The 16,891-nt window shown below is 59.2% G+C and carries 14 protein-coding genes and 1 tRNA gene; 5 read left to right on the forward strand and 10 right to left on the reverse strand.

The genetic code is table 11. The annotated features are described in order from the left end of the window. Positions 1-4 precede the first annotated feature (4 nt). The 3 genes from V6M50_RS05475 to V6M50_RS05485 all read left to right on the forward strand — a co-directional run bounded on the left by V6M50_RS05475 (position 5) and on the right by V6M50_RS05485 (position 3,958). On the forward strand, positions 5-706 hold the full coding sequence (locus tag V6M50_RS05475) for a DUF6118 family protein (protein ID WP_332817543.1): 702 nt from the start codon (positions 5-7) through the stop codon (positions 704-706). Between the two features lie 441 nt (positions 707-1,147). Further along, on the forward strand, positions 1,148-3,295 hold the full coding sequence (locus tag V6M50_RS05480; RefSeq protein WP_332817544.1) for a DEAD/DEAH box helicase: 2,148 nt from the start codon (positions 1,148-1,150) through the stop codon (positions 3,293-3,295). Then, positions 3,296-3,958 (forward strand): DUF2290 domain-containing protein, encoded by a 663-nt coding sequence (locus tag V6M50_RS05485; RefSeq protein ID WP_332817545.1) that lies wholly within the window; start codon positions 3,296-3,298, stop codon positions 3,956-3,958. It abuts the gene before it with no gap. A 152-nt stretch (positions 3,959-4,110) separates the two neighbouring features. Here V6M50_RS05485 and V6M50_RS05490 read toward each other — a convergent pair whose 3' ends face one another. The 8 genes from V6M50_RS05490 to V6M50_RS05525 all read right to left on the reverse strand — a co-directional run bounded on the left by V6M50_RS05490 (position 4,111) and on the right by V6M50_RS05525 (position 12,927). Beyond that, positions 4,111-4,776 carry a hypothetical protein gene (locus V6M50_RS05490; RefSeq protein ID WP_332817546.1) on the reverse strand — a complete coding sequence of 222 codons (666 nt, stop codon included), beginning with the start codon at positions 4,774-4,776 and terminating at the stop codon, positions 4,111-4,113. A gap of 348 nt (positions 4,777-5,124) precedes the next feature. After that, positions 5,125-5,919, reverse strand: coding sequence for a hypothetical protein (locus tag V6M50_RS05495; RefSeq protein ID WP_332817547.1), 795 nt, complete (start codon positions 5,917-5,919; stop codon positions 5,125-5,127). Positions 5,920-5,928: 9 nt separating this feature from the next. Further along, positions 5,929-8,517, reverse strand: coding sequence for a DEAD/DEAH box helicase (locus V6M50_RS05500; protein WP_332817548.1), 2,589 nt, complete (start codon positions 8,515-8,517; stop codon positions 5,929-5,931). Further along, entirely contained in the window at positions 8,517-10,034 is a 1,518-nt protein-coding gene (locus tag V6M50_RS05505; RefSeq protein WP_332817549.1) for a site-specific DNA-methyltransferase, read from the reverse strand. The genes V6M50_RS05500 and V6M50_RS05505 overlap by 1 nt, the downstream gene beginning before the upstream one ends. Before the next feature lie 126 nt (positions 10,035-10,160). Next, positions 10,161-10,895 carry an RES family NAD+ phosphorylase gene (locus V6M50_RS05510; RefSeq protein WP_332817550.1) on the reverse strand — a complete coding sequence of 245 codons (735 nt, stop codon included), beginning with the start codon at positions 10,893-10,895 and terminating at the stop codon, positions 10,161-10,163. Further along, on the reverse strand, positions 10,873-11,280 hold the full coding sequence (locus V6M50_RS05515; protein WP_332817551.1) for an MbcA/ParS/Xre antitoxin family protein: 408 nt from the start codon (positions 11,278-11,280) through the stop codon (positions 10,873-10,875). The genes V6M50_RS05510 and V6M50_RS05515 overlap by 23 nt, the downstream gene beginning before the upstream one ends. Positions 11,281-11,355: 75 nt before the next feature. Next, positions 11,356-12,672 carry a tyrosine-type recombinase/integrase gene (locus V6M50_RS05520; protein ID WP_332817552.1) on the reverse strand — a complete coding sequence of 439 codons (1,317 nt, stop codon included), beginning with the start codon at positions 12,670-12,672 and terminating at the stop codon, positions 11,356-11,358. A 181-nt stretch (positions 12,673-12,853) separates the two neighbouring features. Beyond that, positions 12,854-12,927 (reverse strand) — tRNA-Gly (locus V6M50_RS05525). A gap of 111 nt (positions 12,928-13,038) precedes the next feature. Here V6M50_RS05525 and dinB point away from each other — a divergent pair. After that, positions 13,039-14,166, forward strand: coding sequence for a DNA polymerase IV (dinB, locus tag V6M50_RS05530; protein WP_332817553.1), 1,128 nt, complete (start codon positions 13,039-13,041; stop codon positions 14,164-14,166). Positions 14,167-14,333: 167 nt separating this feature from the next. Here the strand turns inward: dinB and V6M50_RS05535 are convergent, their stop codons facing one another. Continuing rightward, positions 14,334-15,929, reverse strand: coding sequence for a peptide chain release factor 3 (locus V6M50_RS05535; protein WP_332817554.1), 1,596 nt, complete (start codon positions 15,927-15,929; stop codon positions 14,334-14,336). A 78-nt stretch (positions 15,930-16,007) separates the two neighbouring features. Between V6M50_RS05535 and V6M50_RS05540 the strand changes: the two genes are divergently transcribed. Next, positions 16,008-16,646 (forward strand): hypothetical protein, encoded by a 639-nt coding sequence (locus tag V6M50_RS05540; protein WP_332817555.1) that lies wholly within the window; start codon positions 16,008-16,010, stop codon positions 16,644-16,646. Positions 16,647-16,708: 62 nt separating this feature from the next. On the opposite strand, the gene V6M50_RS05545 is transcribed toward V6M50_RS05540, so the two are convergent. Further along, a partial coding sequence (locus tag V6M50_RS05545; protein ID WP_332817556.1) for a hypothetical protein occupies positions 16,709-16,891 on the reverse strand: 183 nt, incomplete at its 5' end.

Here is a 16,891-nt window from a genome sequence, read left to right on the forward strand (position 1 = left end):
CCGCATGAGCAACACCGACCCCGAAAACATCGCCCTCGACGAAGCCTTCGAACGGCTGTCGGGACGCATATCCACCCTCACCGCTGCGTTCGACCGGTTCGGTCTTCGCCAAGACGAGCTCGTCGGGCGTGACTATAGCGAGGATCTTGCCCGGATCGACCAAAGCTGGCGGAAGGCGCGCGAGGTCTTTGCCACGCTCACCGAGCGGCCTGGTCTGTCGCTCACCCCGGAACGGATCGCCGAGCAGATTAAGGTAGCGGGCGAGCACGTCCGTTCGGACGATCACGCCAAATGGCAGAGCGCGCAGCATCAGCTGGAAACCGTGGGTCGCTTGCTCGAACGCAGGCTCGGTGCGGCGCGGACTCGCGATGAACAGAATAAATGGGTGGCCATCGGCGCCGGGATAGCGGCGATCCTCGCCTTCTTTGCCGGATGCACGGTCCCCTCGGCGGTCAGCCGGGCGGCGCCCGAAAGCTGGCACTGGCCCGAACAGCGTGCGGCCAATCTGCTGTCCCGCGATATGTGGAGTGCCGGCGCCCACCTCATGCAAGTGGCCGACCCGGAAAGCTGGAGGGCGCTATCTCGCCTTTCCGATCTCTACCGTGAGAATGAAAAGGTCATCGACGCGTGTTACGAGAAGGCGCAGCGCCGAAAGAATACGGTGCCCTGTTCGATCGAAATCGGCAGCCCCGACGGACGCGTATAGGTTCTGCATCGCGCCCGGTTTCAGACCTTCAATCCAATCTGGAGCACAGACCGAAAGCGGACGTCGTGTGACTCTCACGAGAACGACCGCAACGTTGGACGATCCGGAACGACAGCTTCTAGACTGCAGCAAAAAGATAGCGGACATTCCGCACGGCTAGTCGGCGTGTGAGCTTCACGCTCGCTTGCGGACATCCCGCGGGAACGACATCGGGAAGGGTTTGAAAAGCCAAGGCGGCGGGAGGCCACAAGGATCGTCCGAGGAGCTTCGATGGATCAGTAGTCGGAATTGAAGAAAGAAGGTTTGCGGCCTGCTCAAATCGCGAAACGCCTTGGTTTCGCCAAGGCTAACGTATATCGCTTTTCTCCGCCGATTGGTTCGGCCAATCGACATCGAGTTGAGAAGAGTTCAGAACCCGGAAATCTGTAACCTAAGGTATTTATGACTGATGTAATTTGGGGAAGCACGGAGAAGCCGGTTGCCAGTCAGGCGGTGGCGAAACTCATCGAAGCAAATTTCCCAGGAGAAGGCGTTCTTTACATTGGTTACCCGGTTTTGGCCAATTTGGTGGATGTCATTTCCGTCGACGCCCTTTGGATCAGTCCTGAGAGAGGAGTTATACTCTTTCAGATCATCGAGCAGGACTCTGCAGAGGGATTCGAGGCTGCCCAGGATACCTACGCGAACGCACTTGAAGCGAGGTTCCGGCTCCATAAAGAGTTGATGGACGGCAGGCATCTGCTGGCCGTTCCACAAGTCGTCACTTACGCTCCAATGGCTGGAAAAAACGGGATCGATAGGTACCCTATCGCCTGTACGGACGACTACCTCCTAGAAATCCTCAAATCATACAAATGGGATCATTCGAACCTCTTCAAATCCGCGCTATCAGTCATTCAATCTATTCAATCCATTCGTAAGTCTCGACGCAAACGCGAAGCCCCCGCTTTGAATACGCGAGGTGCCTTGCTTAAAGCCTTGGAAGACTCAATTGCTAACTTGGACGCTCGACAGAGCAGAGCAGTGATTGAAACAGTTGAGGGCGTCCAAAGGATCCGCGGGCTTGCAGGGTCCGGAAAGACGATCATTCTCGCCCTCAAGGCGGCGTATCTGCATGTGCAGCATCCCGATTGGAAAATTGCTGTCACTTTCAATGCGAGGTCGCTCAAAACCCAGTTCAAAGAGCTAATCGAGGTTTTCGTCTTCCAGCAAACCAACGAACGGCCAGATTGGGATAATCTTCAGGTCATCAATGCCTGGGGTGGGCCTGGCGGCCCGGACAATTCGGGCGTGTATTTTCAATTCTGTCTCGTAAACCAGATAGAGTATTGGAACTTTGGCCAGGCGAAGAGCCGCTTTGGGTTCAATGAAGCTTTCAAACAGGTGACGGCGCTGGCCCTTGAAGGCGCGCCAAAACCAAAGCCAATCTTTGACACTATCCTCGTAGACGAGGCGCAAGACTTTCATCCGAACTTCTTGCAGCTCTGCTATCTATCGCTTCGCGAGCCTCGCCGCCTTGTCTATGCCTATGACGAATTGCAATCACTTACCGAGGCCAGCCTTCCTCCTCCAGAGGAAATTTTCGGTAGCAAGGCAGACGGCTCACCTAATGTACGATTTTCCCCGCCAGCGCAGGGAAAGCCAAGCGAAGACATAATTCTGGAGAAGTGCTACCGCAATTCCCGGCCCGTGTTAGCGACGGCACATGCGCTTGGCTTCGGAATTTATCGCGACGTTGACCCCAAGACCGGAACAGGTCTGGTGCAGATGTTCGATCGATCAGACCTGTGGCAGGAGGTAGGTTACGAGGTTAAGGCTGGCACTCTTGATGACGGTCAAGCCGTGTCGCTCGCTCGTACAGATGATTCCAGCCCCCCCTTTCTTGAACTACCGAGCAGCGTGGATAGCTTAATCGAGTTTGTCGAGTTCGCGAATGATGTAGAGCAAGCTCAATGGTTGGTTGAGCAAATTGAGCGAAACCTGACTACGGATCAGTTGAAGCACGAAGATATCATCGTCATCAACCCCGATCCGATTTCCACACAAGCAAATGTCGCAATTCCGAGGCGCATGCTGTTTGAGAAGGGCATTCAATCGCATTTAGCTGGCGTTGACACCTCAAGCGATGTCTTCTTCCGCAGCGATGGCGAGTCTGTAGCATTCACTGGCATCTTCCGCGCAAAGGGCAACGAGGCGGGAATGGTTTATGTGATCAATGCGCAAGATTGCTTCGGAACACCTTACAACGTCGCTCGCGTTCGCAATCAGCTCTTCACAGCCATTACGAGAAGCAAGGCTTGGGTAAAGATTTGTGGATTCGGGCCTCAGATGACCAAGCTTCGCGAGGAGTTTGATCGAATTCGTTCAAACGATTTTGAACTGAACTTTACCTATCCTGATGCGGAAACTCGTAAATTTCTCAAGGTCGTAAATCGCGATCGAACCGTATCTGAGGAGCGCGCGGCGAAAAGTGGATCAAAAAATCTCTCCCGTCTCTTAAAAGACATGGATGAAGGCAAAGTTTTGTTGGAGGATCTTCCTCCGGAGACCGTCGAGAAGCTTCGGGAATATCTTTTGAAGGACGTCTGAATGTCTCCGAAGGACCTCCAAAAGGAGATTTCACGGCTTACCGCCGATTTAATCTCAGCCAGTCTCAGCGTTGATCAGAATTTTCCTACACTCAACACTGAGGCAGGGGTTACGAACATCGGATTCGGAGGTACTGAAGATCTATCCATCACGCTCAAGAACATTCCTTATCCAGATGCCTATGCCGTCCTGAAGGAAAAGCGGGCATTCAATATCAAATTCCCTGATGGTGCTGTAATGCAGTTACTCTACCGCTTTGAAGGCGAAGAAATGACCAAGCATCGTCTCGCCTTCTTTCCTTCACCTGACTTGCTGGAGTATCAAAACGAACCCGAGATATATGAAGAGGATGTCCTCTTCGCCGAGGTCGTGGATCGCAACGTCGTCACCGTTCCGCTTCGATTTGATTTCGACCCCCGCTCTAGCGTCGACTACGATCATCCAGCATCACACCTGACGATCGGCCAATACAAGAATTGCCGAGTTCCTGTATCCGGCCCTCTAACCCCCTATACTTTCGTCAATTTCATACTTCGAGCATTCTACAACACGCCTCATAAGAGCTTCTGTGGAAACATGACTGAGGGCCCCCTGGAAATGGGCAGCACGATTACGGACCGCGAGCGCCGACACATGCATTTACGATTGACTGACAAACCCTAGCCCCCCCCCACGTGGCACCGGCAGAGCCAGCCCACTTGGGTCTGCATCGAAGTGAGTTAGTAAGCCGCTCATTTCGCAGTATGAAGGACCGGTTTTGACAGCCGCGCAATGCATCGTGAACGTCTCCTTTGTTGGCGAAGTGGTATGAAATCTCATTCCCCCTTAAGGCGCTCCCATTCTTTGATCAGCGACCTATACCTTTCATGAAAAACCATCTCCTCATCGCCTCTCAGTGGCGTCATTTCTGGAGAGAAGAATGCCCGGCGAAGAGGGTCGATGATGCGCATGTCATTTGGGTCAAGTTTTTTGAGGGCTTGCTGCATCGCCCACAACCCCAGCCTTCCCCCTTCATCGGTGAGCGCGGGCTCTTCGCTGAAGTAAGGATATACGACGCGCGTATATTTTTCTCTTACGCGTGCATGAATCGCGTCTCGTATACGAATTAAGCCACCCAGTTCTTCAATTTTCAGGCTGCCGTGCACGCTTTGGGGAACGATCTCTAGGGGCTCATTGGACCAACGTAACTTTTCATTGAGAAGATCGAGTACACCATCTCTCAGTAGCGGATATAAGCGCTTAAAATTTCTGTTTGATTCCATGCGAGCGGCCGTGAGTTCGTTCAGGTCCGCAATATCAGAAATGTGCTTTTTTACATCTGACCAGAAGGGAAGGTAGAAATCCCCTCCTTGACTTCTCGTGCCGCCAGCTTCTTTTTTGAGATCAAGCCGAATATCATCTTTCAGGATCGAGCGTCGTAACTTATGCTCTGCGTAGAACAACTGTAAAATTTTGCGAAGCGGGATGTCGAGAACAGACACAAATTACCCTCCCCTCAAGATATCATACAACGGTCCATACAAAATTTTCTGCCAATACAAAAGGAGGTTACATATGCTTGATCGGCTCAAACCGGTGAGCGGGTGATTGCTTGATATTCTTGGCGCCGCAGTTTTGTCGTTTCGCTATCTGCCGGTCCTTTCACTGCCAGTTCGCGTCACTCCTAAGATTCCATTCGCAGATGAACGGATGGCCGCTTCAAGAAGTGGATTTGACCTGGCAAACGTCGGCTTTTTTGGCGGCTCCTGACCGTCTCACTGGTCTGCGCGTATGTCAGCTTCCCGAATTTCTGTGCCTAGAACCGGACAGGCAGACGGCCACTTTCGGTCTCAAAACAATCGGTTCAGGAGGCTCGGCTCGCTCACCTTCAATCGGTCCAGCATGCTGTTCACATAGAACATATCCGGGGTAGCCACGGCGGGCAGCACGATCACACCATAATCCGGCTCGCTCTTATCCAAGGTGAAGACGACCAAGCCGACGCCGTGGATGCTGCACAGAGACTTCAACCGATTCATGTCATCGCTGCTCGTGGTGCGCGGAACGACGATGTAGCTCTTGTGCGAGAACAGCCGATAGGCGACCGCCTGCCCGAAGGCGACGACGGGCTGGCTAGGGGTCGCCTTGATCTCGGCGGTTACAATCTGGGGTTCGAACTTGAACATGTCTTGGGCGCGAGGCTTTAGGACGCCCATCACGTCGGGAGTGCCCCACTTCCCGCCAAGGCTGCTCCCGCCGAGTGCACCGGCGACTGTGACCTCGTCGTTCTCTTCGAGCCATTCCGCGAAGCTCGCGTAGAAGTCCTGCTCGGCCAGTGCTTCCTGAACGGCACCATTCTTTACCGGAACGACGGGCGCGGTCGCAACGGCCGCGTCGGCGGCGATGGCCTCCGCAGCGTCCTCATCTACGAACTTCGACAGCTGATAGGTGCCGCGGGCGACCTTTACGATATCGTCCGAGCTCTGAAACAGCACCTGGATGGCACCGTGAATGCTATTTGGCGGCGTGTCCGGCGCGTCGGCGTGGATCAGCTTCAGGATTTCGCCCCAGCGGATGCCGCCAGAATGCTCCTCGAGAATTTCGCGGGCACGTGCGTGGATCTGCTTGCGGTTCAACTTGTCCATTCTGCCCCCTTACCCAATCGCCGCGTCGATTTGCCGCGCCACACCGCCACCGCGATCAAGCTCTGCCCAAAGGAAGACAACTTTGCCCTCACTTACCTCCTGAAGCCGCGCACCGATGTTCTTCTTCTCGCGACTATCCGCATTATCGGTGCGATCGGCACCTTTATATTCGATGATCAGCTTGCGGCCATCCACCAGCTCCGCGACGAAATCCGGGTAGAACAGGTCGGTCGAGGTTGGCAGCGAATAGGACCATGCCGTGCGATCCACGTTCCGAACCCAGTGTTTGACGGCATCGTGATCGTCGATTTGAACGGCGGCCTTCCATTCTTCACCGCCATGCCTAAGGTCGCCGACTTGCGAGAACAGGTGCTTCCGGGGTCGCCACGGCCCCGAATAGGGCGTGCGCGGATCATAGCCAGCCTTTGAGAAGCTGAAGCCGTTTTCACCCAAGGCAAGGACAGGCGCGATATCGGTCATCAGCAGCTGCACGCCCCGCATGCCCGCTTCGCGGCGTTGCTGAACGATTTTTGCGATGATCGCCCTTCGCAGCGCAAATTTCCCGCGCACGAGCTGCGCCAACGGGATCCGCTCCACGACACCTTCCACAACGCGCCGGCAATATTCGAGGAATATTGGCTGGGACACGTCGCGCTGGCGCGTCGTGCGATCGAGCCACCGAGACAGTGCCGCCACGTCCCAATCGGTCGCGTCATCGAGCGCCAATTCGGCGGCGGCGTCGATGCGATTGTAGACCACCTGATCGCCATCCACATCCATCTCGAATGTGTCGGGGCGCTCGGTTAACGCAAAGCCGGGCAGGCTTGTGTCAACCTGTCGCAGATCCCAGCCTCCCACATCGACAAGCGTCTCGGGGAAGACGATTTCGAGCTGCCCGTCCCGCTCAATCGCCAGCCGGGGCAAAGTCAGCATCTCGCCCTGCTCAGCAGGCGACAGAGACTCCGCGCGACGGGCAATAAAAGCCTCCACCGCTGTCGTCGGCGTGGCCTCGGCGCTTGCAACCGCTGTGGCTACTTCGCGGAGCACATCGTCCGGTGCCGACGTATCGAATGTGATCGTAACTCCACCTGCTCCGTCATCGGCCATCCGGGTTGCAGCGACCATCTCGAGGGTCCAATTGCTCTGATCGGGCCGGTCCCGGACGTGCAGCACGGGCAACTCCGGCCGCGTGAACAGCGATTGGTCCTCACGCCACTCGAAGGTCTCGGGCTGTTCGACGATCGCCTCCAGCGCGGTGCGCTCATCGAAGCCCATTTCGGTCAGCCGATCTTTCAAGCCCTCGGCTGCATCAAAGAAGTTGCGCTCGGATACATGGGCGTAGGCGCGGTTCAGTTCCTCTGACGAGCGTCGCCTTGCGAACGGCATGCGCAGCACGCGGCCGAGCAACTGCTCCACGGCGCCGCCGCTGCGAACGCTAGCAAGCGAACAGAACACATAGGCGAAGGAGCAATCCCAGCCTTCTTTCAAGGCATCGACGGTGATGACGTGCTCAATCGTGCAGGCCGGATCGAATAGGTCGATACCGTCTAGCTCACGCTGGTTGCCGGTCGCCACCGCGATCCGGTCCTCTGGAATACGGCAATCTTCGATCAGGTGGCGTTTGACGACATCCACGGTAGCCTCGGCGCCTTCGCGCGCCGGCTGCGCCTGATAGAGTGCGATGGGCCGAATTCCGCCGCCGTCACGGACGGCAATGCCTTCAAGCCATGCACGATTATCGACTGCGTGTGCGATCGCCTGCTGCCAGCTGCCATGCTGCGAAAGGTGGATCGGCAGCTTGATCATGTCCGCCGCCTTCAGCTCGGCGGCAGTGGCGGACACGATGACGTTCGAGCGCACAGGTGTCGCCGTAAACTCCACCACGGCGGCGGGCGCGATACGTGCCATCGTCTCACCGGAAAGGGTCGAGGTGAAATTATGCGCCTCATCGACGATCACCAGCGGACGATGCAACTTCATCAGATTGGCAAAGCTGGCGATCGGCTTGCCCCGGCGCGGCCCATCCTCGTGCCGGGCGACATCGGCACTGGTAGGAAGCGTGGCAAAGTGCGGTTCCAGTTCCTCGTCGTCGAGATAAACGTTGCGATCTTCGGCGTTGCGCACCCGGAACGCCTGCACGGTCGAAACGATCACGGTCGTCGCATCCGCCATGTCTTGCGGGCGAAGCTGCCTTCGCTCATCGATGCCATAGACGCGCACAGCACCACCAAAGGCCGTTTCCAAAGCTTGCCGATAGGGATGGCTCACCTTCTTGAGCGCGCCCAGCGTTTGCTCCGCAATGGTGGTTGAAGTGACGAGCCATAGCACAACCGGGAAACGCCGGGCGAGATAGGTGTCCCGCGCCACGCCGATTGCATGGGCGGCGAGCAAGGTCTTGCCGCCGCCGGTCGGCAGACGAAGGCAGCAATAGGGAACGTCCGGCAGCCCAGATAACGGGGAATAGGTCGCAGCATAGGCGCCCGGTTGGCCCACTGCGCAGGCGGCCGTATAAGCGTGGGCATGATTGCGGATTGCCGCTTGGTCGAGGAAGGTCCTCAGTGCGTCCAGCGCGCGGAGCTGATAATCCTTCAATTCCATCAGCGCGCCCTCACATCATAAGGCGTCTGCTTGAACGTCACGTCTGCGTCTGCCAGTCGCGCCGCACCTAGCTTGCTCCATTCGCCATAGACCGTCATCGGTCCATCCCAGCGGCTCTCCTCACGTAGCCGCCCGAGCAACGTAGCCGTCAAAACATTGCCGCCGCTGACCGACCGGTCGCCCAAGATGCCGTTATAAAGCAACGCATAAGCGATGCCTTCATGCACGCCCAGCAGGGGTGTGTCAGCTGCGCCGGTCAGAGGGGTGCCGGTCTCGCTGAACCAGATGTGCGCCGCGAGAGTCGCGAAGGCGATATCCGCCGTGATCTGACCGTCGGCGTCGAATACCGCCGCGCCGAGACGGTAAAAGCGATAGCCACCGCCGCCAGTCCAACCCACCGGTTCGGATACGCCACCCTGTTCGCCGGCAATAACCTTGTCGAGGCGGGGCTTGCAGTGGGTCACGGCGTGGTCTCCCATCTCGATACCGATCCAACGCCGCCCCATCTTGTGCGCAACCGCAGCCGTAGTGCCGGAACCGAGGAAGCTGTCGAGCACGAGGTCGCCGGGATTGCTGGCGATGTGGAGGATACGCTGCACCAAACGTTCCGGCTTCGGAGTGCCAAAACTTACATCCGCACCAAACAGCGCGTTGGCTTCCTTCTTGCTCTCATCGGTGTGACCAACCTCTTCGTGGGGCCACCATGTCCATGGCACGAGGCCTTCAACCTCTGATAAATATCGAATGACGCTCGGCTGGGCGGTCCCATCTCGACCCCAATAAATGCGACCGGCCGCTTCCAGCTTTCTGAATTCATTTTCAATCATCGACCAGCAGCGTCCCTCGGGAGGTCGGTGCGTCTGCCCGTTTGGGGCGACAATCTCATACATTTGGTTCGGTCGAAAACCCTGAGCAGTCATGGGTAGGCCGCGCCAACGCTTGGAAGGATCGGTTTCCCTCGGGTTTTCTGGGTTTTTGTAGATCTTGGCTTGCTTCTCATCGAGCGGAATTAGGTTTCGCTCTAATTTGAAGCGCTCCGGTGATTTGGCATACACAGCGATATATTCATGCACGTCGCCGATCGCACCGCGGTTCTCGCGGGAGTATCGCTTCTGCCATACTGCGTTGGCGACGAAATTGGCACGTCCAAAAACCTCGTCCATGATCACCTTGAGGTAATGGCCCTCGTTGTCGTCAATCGACACCCAGATGCTACCGCCTTCCGCCAGCAGGTCGCGCAGCAGCACCAGGCGCGGATAGATCATCGCGAGCCACTGGCTGTGCTCCAAGTTGTCATCGTATTGGTCGAAGGCCGACCGCGTGTTGTAGGGCGGATCGATATATATGCACTTCACCGCACCCTTGTAATAGGGAAGCAGCGCCTTCAGCGCGTCAAGGTTGTCACCCTGAATAAGCATGTTTTCGGAGGTCGCGTTGCCGCCATCCAACGCGGGCACTGCGTCCAGCAGCCGATACGGAACCCCCGCCGCCGCGCGAACATCATCACCGCGCGTCATCCAATCGAGTATCGGCACCTAACCCCCAAATTCACACAGCAACTTGTGTCATGGCTGTAGCCGCTTAGATCCTAAACGAACAGGCTTTGCGGGATGTCGGGAAAATCTTGGACAAGCGCCACGCTCTCAGAGCCCAAAGTCCGATCGACGAAAGCCGAACCGCTCCTTCGATGGAAATGCGCCGAACGCGGTCAACGCCCCCTGCTCATACCGGAAATGCCATGTTTGCGCATTTCGCGGCGCAGGATCGCGAAAAACCGATGGGTCGAATATCGCAACATTGGCCCGGTGCTCGCGATCGCGGACCGAAGCATAACGTATCGCCTGCGCATTGATCCCACGCGCCTCGGCAGCAAACAGCTGACAGGCGGAATAGTCATCGGGCGCCATCCATAGAGAAGCAGCTTCGAGATAAGGCGGCGCACATAGATCGAGCATGCGATCCATCGCGACGGTCACGCTGATCGCCGAATGCTCGACAGTTGTGTTCGGCGGCTGGAATCCGGGCGATCGCGAGTAAAAACGAAGCCGCCAGTAAGCCGTCTCGGCGATCGCCGTGGCGACGGACTCCGCAGCATAGAAAATGCCCGGCTTCTCGGCGGCACGACGGAACCTCGAACTGCTCATGTGCCCATAGCGAAACGGGGTGGCGAGCAAATAGTGGAGATGGCGGGCCGCCACAGGCAGGCTCGGCTTCACCTCTTCTACCAGCTGTTCGAGCAAAGCCTGATCGTCGGCATCGGCGGCAAGGCGGTTCGTGGAAATGCGATGCTGCGCCTCGACGATCCGCCAGAGCTTTCCGCGATAGGCGCGAAAATGCTCGGGCTTCGGCGATTGCTCAGACTCGGGCGCGATAGTCATCGACATAGTCGGCGACGTCGCTCAGGCCGCGAATGGAGCGGATCAAGTCGATCGGCCTGCCGCCCAGATCGATGTTCTCGGATTTCAGCCAGGACATCGACGCGGCATCGTCGCTTCCCATAAGGGCGTCGAGACTGCGAAACAGCCGGACCAGATATTGCCCGAGCTCGAACGCCTTTTCGGATCGTTGAAGCTGATAGCTGCCCGAACGCAGACGCGACGCGGTAGCGGCAGAAATGCCGACAACCGCGCCCAATTGGTCGTTGGTCAATTTCCAGCACGCCGCGACGCGCGCGACAGCTTCCGAGAGCACCCTGCCCTGATCCGCCTGCGAGGCGAGCTGCGTTGCCACACCATTCTCCTGAATGAATTTGTATATAATCATTCATAGGAACAAATCCTGACTTATGCAAGGCGTGTGGCAACATTCCAGCAAACAGCTTGATCGCGAGTTGTGATCCTAGCGACGGCCGCGCGATCGCCGCCATCCAAGATCATGATTGATCACAACACTGCCCGAACTTGAGGATGTGATTTCCGGCGCCGCTGAAAGCGCTGATCCCTCGTCGCCCTTTTGACCAACATCGGCCCGCCTTTCGTCGAGATAGTCGGACCACCATTGCGCCATGGCAACGCGCTCCTCCCAATGCGCGCCGCGATGATAGGCCGCGCGCACCCGATTGTTGTCGCCATGCGCCAGCGCGCGTTCGATCGCATCATAGGACCATTTGCCGGATTCATTGAGGAGCGTGCTGGCCATCGCCCGAAAACCGTGCGCCGTCATTTCGCTACTGGCGTAGCCCATCCGCCTGAGCGCGGCATTGAGCGTGTTGTCGGACATCGGGCGCTTCCGCGACCATAAAGACGGAAAAATATAGCTCCATGGCGCGGTAATCGACCGGATTTGTTCGACCAGCTCGACAGATTGGCGAGACAGCGGCACATGGTGCGGCTTGCGCATCTTGGTCTTCTCGGCGGGAATGGTCCAGACGCGGGCTTCGAGGTCAAATTCCTCCCACTGGGCGCTGCGCAACTCTCCCGGACGCACGAACACGTGCGGCGCCAGCTTCAAGGCCCAATCGGTCATGCCCTGGCTCTTGTACGCGTCGATGGCACGCAAAAGCGGTCCAACCTGACTTGCATCCGTGATCGCGCCATAATGTGTAACGGTGGGATTGATGAGCGCTCCGCGCAGGTCGCGGGTCGGATCCGACTTCAGGCGGGCCGACGCAACGGCATAGCGAAAGACCGCGCCAGCGAGTTGCATCGTCCGCCGCGAGCTCTCCAGTTTCCCCTTAGCTTCGATCTTTCGAACCGCCGCAAGCACATCGATTGGCTCGATCTCGTCGATGGGCATTTTGCCAATCGAGCTGTCCAGCAGGCTCAGAAGATATTCGCACCTCTTCGCGGTCGATGGCGCCCATGCCTTGTCGCCATCGCGGCGTCGCTTGTCGCAATATTCACGACTGATATCGCTGAAGCTATTCCCGGCCGCGACATGCCCACGAAGCCGATTCCGGCGCTTTTCGAGGGACGGATCAATGCCCTTCGTGATCTGATTGCGCGCTTCGTCGCGAAGGTTGCGCGCATCGCGAAGGGAAACCCGAGGATATTCGCCGAAACTCAGCTTCTTTTCGCGGCCGGCGAATCGATACTTCATCTTCCAGTGCTTGCTGCCCGACGGCATGACCTGAATGTAGAGTCCCTGACTGTCCGCCATTTTATAGGATTTGTCCTTGGGCTTCGCCTGGCGAACGGCGGCGTCTGTCAACTGCATGTCCGATCCTTCAATCCGAGGCCCCCAAACGAGGGGACTGAGAGCTTGAATCGGCCCCTACTAGGCCCCCACTTTGGAGAGCTGCCCTGAGATGGAGCAAAACGTCGTGAGCCGATAAATGGCAGAATACCGCCGTTTTTTTCGGATTGTAAAGATGTTGGGACGGCCTGAAACAGGCCCTTGGAGCGGGTAGCGGGAATCGAACCCGCCTAGCTAGCTTGGAAGGCTAGAGCATTACCACTATGCTATACCCGCATCTCCAAGGTCGGCGGCGATTGCCATTTTGACCGCCCGCCGTCAAGCACGACCGTGGGCGCCACGCGACGCGGCATTGAGAACATCTTGGCAACATGATATGCTGCACCCGTGCAAGACGGCGACGACCCACCGGCCGAGGATGCCACGGACGCACCGGTCCGCAAGATCATCCATGTCGATATGGATGCCTTTTACGCGTCGGTCGAACAACGCGACAATCCGGCGCTGCGCGGAAAGCCCGTCGCGGTCGGCGGCTCTTCGCGGCGCGGCGTGGTGGCCGCGGCCAGTTATGAAGCGCGCAAGTTCGGGGTGCGCTCGGCGATGCCCAGCATCACCGCGAAACGCCAATGCCCCGACCTTATCTTCGTGCCGCCGCGTTTCGACGCCTATCGCGAGGTATCGCACCAGATTCGCGCGATCTTCCACGACTATGCCGACGAAGTCGAACCGCTGTCGCTCGACGAGGCCTATCTCGACGTCAGCCAGGACAAGGCCCGCCTCGGCAGCGCGACCGCGACCGCGAGGCTGATCCGCCGGCGCATCCGCGAAGAAACCGGCCTCACCGCCTCCGCCGGCGTCTCGTACAACAAGTTCATCGCCAAGCTGGCGTCGGACCAGAACAAGCCCGACGGCCTGACCGTCATCCCGCCGGGCCGCGGCGCGGCCTTCGTCCAGACGCTGTCAATCCGCCGCTTTCACGGCATCGGCCCGGTGACCGCGGCAAAGATGGAAGGGCTCGGCGTGTTTTCGGGCGCCGACCTCGCGGCAAAAGACCCTATGTGGCTGGCCGAAAACTTCGGCAACAGCGCCGAGTGGCTCTACAATCTGGCGCGCGGGATCGACCATCGCCGCGTCAAGTCGAACCGACCGCTCAAATCGCTGGGCGGCGAGCGCACCTTCTTCAACGACCTGATCACCGACACCGAAATCCGCGAGGCGCTCGCGCATGTCTGCACCGTGGTGTGGGACCGCGCGGCGAAGAAGGGCGCGCGCGGACGCACCGTGACACTGAAGCTGCGTTACGCCGATTTCAGGACGATCACGCGGGCGAAATCGGTCGCGGCGCCCATCCTCGACGGTACTACGCTACTGGCGGCGGGCGAAGCGATCCTCGCGCCTCTGCTCCCGACCGAACAGGGCATCCGCCTGCTCGGCGTGACGCTCAGCAAGTTCGAGGGCGAAGAGGATGACGAGGAGGAAGCGACGGCGCCCGCCGACCTGCTGAGCCTGATCTGACTCGCACAAAGGCACGAGGCCACAAAGACGCTCTAAAACCCGCTCGCCCTGAGCCTGTCGAAAGGGCCGTTCCTTCTGGCGCCAGAAGAAGGACGGTGCTTCGACAAGCTCAGCACAAACGGGGAGAGGGGAATCTTTGTGGCTTCGTGCCTTTGTGCGAGTCCTGATTACCCCGCCACCGCGAAGCGCCGCTCCTTGGTCGCGGTAAAGCGGATCGCCGGGTGGCGCTGCGTCACATAGCCCACTTCCCACGCGTCCTTGGCCATGAACACCGGCGCACCGTCGCGATCGGTTGCCGCGGCGCCGCGATGGTCGGCCTGAAACGCCTTCAAGGCCGCGGCATCGTCGCTGGCGATCCAGCGCGCGGTGTCCCACGGCGACTGCTCGAGCTTCGCCGCGACCTTATATTCGGCATCGAGCCGGCTGATCAGCACGTCGAGCTGCAGCTGGCCGACGACCCCGACGATCATGTTCGCGCCGATTTCGGGATAGAAGACCTGGATGATCCCCTCCTCGGCCATGTCGTCGAGCGCCTTGCGCAATTTCTTGGTCTGGGTCGGGTCGACCAGCGCGACGCGGCGCAGCAATTCGGGGGCGAAGTTCGGCAGCCCCGTGATCGTCACGTCGGTCCGCTCCGACAAAGTATCCCCCACCCGCAGCGTGCCGTGGTTGGGGATGCCGATGATGTCGCCCGGCCACGCTTCCTCGGCCATTTCGCGGTCTTGCGCGAGGAACAGCATCGGACGGCTGATCGCGATCGCCTTGCCCGTCCCGCCCTGCATCAGTCGCATCCCGCGCTCGAACTTGCCCGAGCACAGCCGCATGAAGGCGATACGGTCGCGGTGCGCGGGATTCATATTCGCCTGCACCTTGAACACGAAGCCGGTGACGGCATCGTCGCCCGGCTGCACCGGCGCGGGTTCGGCGGGCTGCGGCTGCGGCCCCGGGGCGTGGTTTGCGAGCGCCGCGAGCAGGTCGACGACGCCGAATTCCTTCAATGCCGACCCGAAATAGACCGGCGTCAGATCGCCGTTCCGATAGGCATCGACATCGAAGGGCGCGTAGCACGCCGAGGCGAGATCGGTCTCTTCCTTGAGATGCGCGAGCGCGTCACCGGAGAGCCGCGCCGCGAGCGCCGGATCGCCCAGCCCCGCCACCGCGACCCGCTCGCCTTCATATTCGCGCGATGCTTCCTTGCCCGGCACCATGAGCGCCGGATCGACGAGATCGTAAATCCCCTCAAACTGCCCGCCCATCCCCGCCGGCCAGTTCATCGGGCAGACGTCGAGCGCGAGCCGGTCGGCGACCTCGTCGAGCAGTTCGAACGGCGGCAGGCCCTCGCGGTCGACCTTGTTGATGAAGGTGATGATCGGCACCGAGCGCAGCCGGCACACCTCGAACAGCTTCAGCGTCTGCGGCTCGATGCCCTTGGCGGCGTCGATCACCATCACCGCGCTGTCGACCGCGGTCAGCGTGCGATAGGTATCCTCGCTGAAATCCTCGTGCCCCGGGGTGTCGAGCAGGTTGAACACCAGCCCCCGATGTTCGAAGGTCATCACCGACGAGGTCACCGAAATCCCGCGCTGCTGTTCGATCTTCATCCAGTCGGAGCGCGCGCGCCGCGCCTGTCCGCGTGCCTTGACCTCGCCCGCGATATGGATCGCGCCGCCGGCGACGAGCAATTTCTCGGTCAGCGTCGTCTTGCCCGCGTCGGGATGCGAGATGATGGCGAAGGTGCGGCGGTCGGGATGCTTCTGGGACATGGCGCGGGCGGGTAGCAGGTGGGGCGACATGTGGAAAGGGGCTGGCGTCCGCGCCGCGGCGGACGCATGGTCGCCCTCATGCGCACCCTGCTCCTCGCCGCCGCCCTGATCGCCGCCCCTGCCGCCGCGCAGGATTCGCCTTTTATCGGCGAATATAGCCTTGCCGAGGGCCCCGACGTCGGCGGCGGCCTGTTGATCCGTAAAGATGGTCGCTTCCAGTATATGCTCGCCGCGGGCGCCCTCGACGAACGCGCCGAGGGTCGGTGGGAAGCGCGCGGCAACCAAATCTGCCTGACCACGGAACCCAAGCCTGTGCCGCCCGTGATGAAAAAAGGGCCATTGATCGAAGTCGACGGCGCGGTCCCCACCCTGCTCGTCACCTGGCCCAACGGCAAAGGCATCCCGGGCGTCGATTTCACGATCGGCTTCGACAGCGGCGATCCGGCCGAGGATTACACCCAGGTTTATGGCTGGACGATGCCCGAGGACGACGAGCGTGTCCCGCGTTGGGTCGAGGTGCGCGAGCCGATCTACGACATCTTCGCACCGCGCTACGAACTGACCGAAGCCGACGGCGGCAAGCTGCGCGTCGTCATCGTTCCGAATGACGTCGGCGTGGTCGATTTCGACAATGCCTGCGTCGAAAAAACCGAGCGCGGCGTCGTTCTCCACCGCGCCGAGGGCGATATGCGGTTCGCGCGGCTCGGCGCCGAATGACGATTTTGCTCTAGCGTCGACTTTGGGGTGGGGAGCGGTCGTGGTTCATCGCGCAGGTAAAGTCAGCTTCTGATAGCGTCGAACATTTCGATCGGATTTAGAAGACCTTTCCGCTCGTCGTCGGAGAGGTCCTCATATTTCAGCGCCTCATGACACTTTTCTATCAGAATTCTGTCTAAGTGCCTGGCTCGGAAGTGCATGAACACAAAATGGGCACGCCACTGGACGAACTCAGAAAAATCTTT

Origin of the sequence: Sphingopyxis sp., from assembly GCF_036675685.1 — a bacterium.
In the GTDB taxonomy this organism is placed as follows: domain Bacteria; phylum Pseudomonadota; class Alphaproteobacteria; order Sphingomonadales; family Sphingomonadaceae; genus Sphingopyxis.

Bases quoted from the DNA above. Each gene is read 5' to 3' on its own strand.
- V6M50_RS05535 (WP_332817554.1), bottom strand. From the start codon at position 15,929: ATGTCCCAGAAGCATCCCGACCGCCGCACCTTCGCCATCATCTCGCAT.
- V6M50_RS05515 (WP_332817551.1), bottom strand. From the start codon at position 11,280: ATGATTATATACAAATTCATTCAGGAGAATGGTGTGGCAACGCAGCTC.
- V6M50_RS05475 (WP_332817543.1), top strand. From the start codon at position 5: ATGAGCAACACCGACCCCGAAAACATCGCCCTCGACGAAGCCTTCGAA.
- V6M50_RS05485 (WP_332817545.1), top strand. From the start codon at position 3,296: ATGTCTCCGAAGGACCTCCAAAAGGAGATTTCACGGCTTACCGCCGAT.
- V6M50_RS05505 (WP_332817549.1), bottom strand. From the start codon at position 10,034: ATGACGCGCGGTGATGATGTTCGCGCGGCGGCGGGGGTTCCGTATCGG.
- V6M50_RS05480 (WP_332817544.1), top strand. From the start codon at position 1,148: ATGACTGATGTAATTTGGGGAAGCACGGAGAAGCCGGTTGCCAGTCAG.
- V6M50_RS05495 (WP_332817547.1), bottom strand. From the start codon at position 5,919: ATGGACAAGTTGAACCGCAAGCAGATCCACGCACGTGCCCGCGAAATT.
- V6M50_RS05510 (WP_332817550.1), bottom strand. From the start codon at position 10,895: ATGACTATCGCGCCCGAGTCTGAGCAATCGCCGAAGCCCGAGCATTTT.
- V6M50_RS05500 (WP_332817548.1), bottom strand. From the start codon at position 8,517: ATGGAATTGAAGGATTATCAGCTCCGCGCGCTGGACGCACTGAGGACC.
- V6M50_RS05540 (WP_332817555.1), top strand. From the start codon at position 16,008: ATGCGCACCCTGCTCCTCGCCGCCGCCCTGATCGCCGCCCCTGCCGCC.
- V6M50_RS05520 (WP_332817552.1), bottom strand. From the start codon at position 12,672: ATGCAGTTGACAGACGCCGCCGTTCGCCAGGCGAAGCCCAAGGACAAA.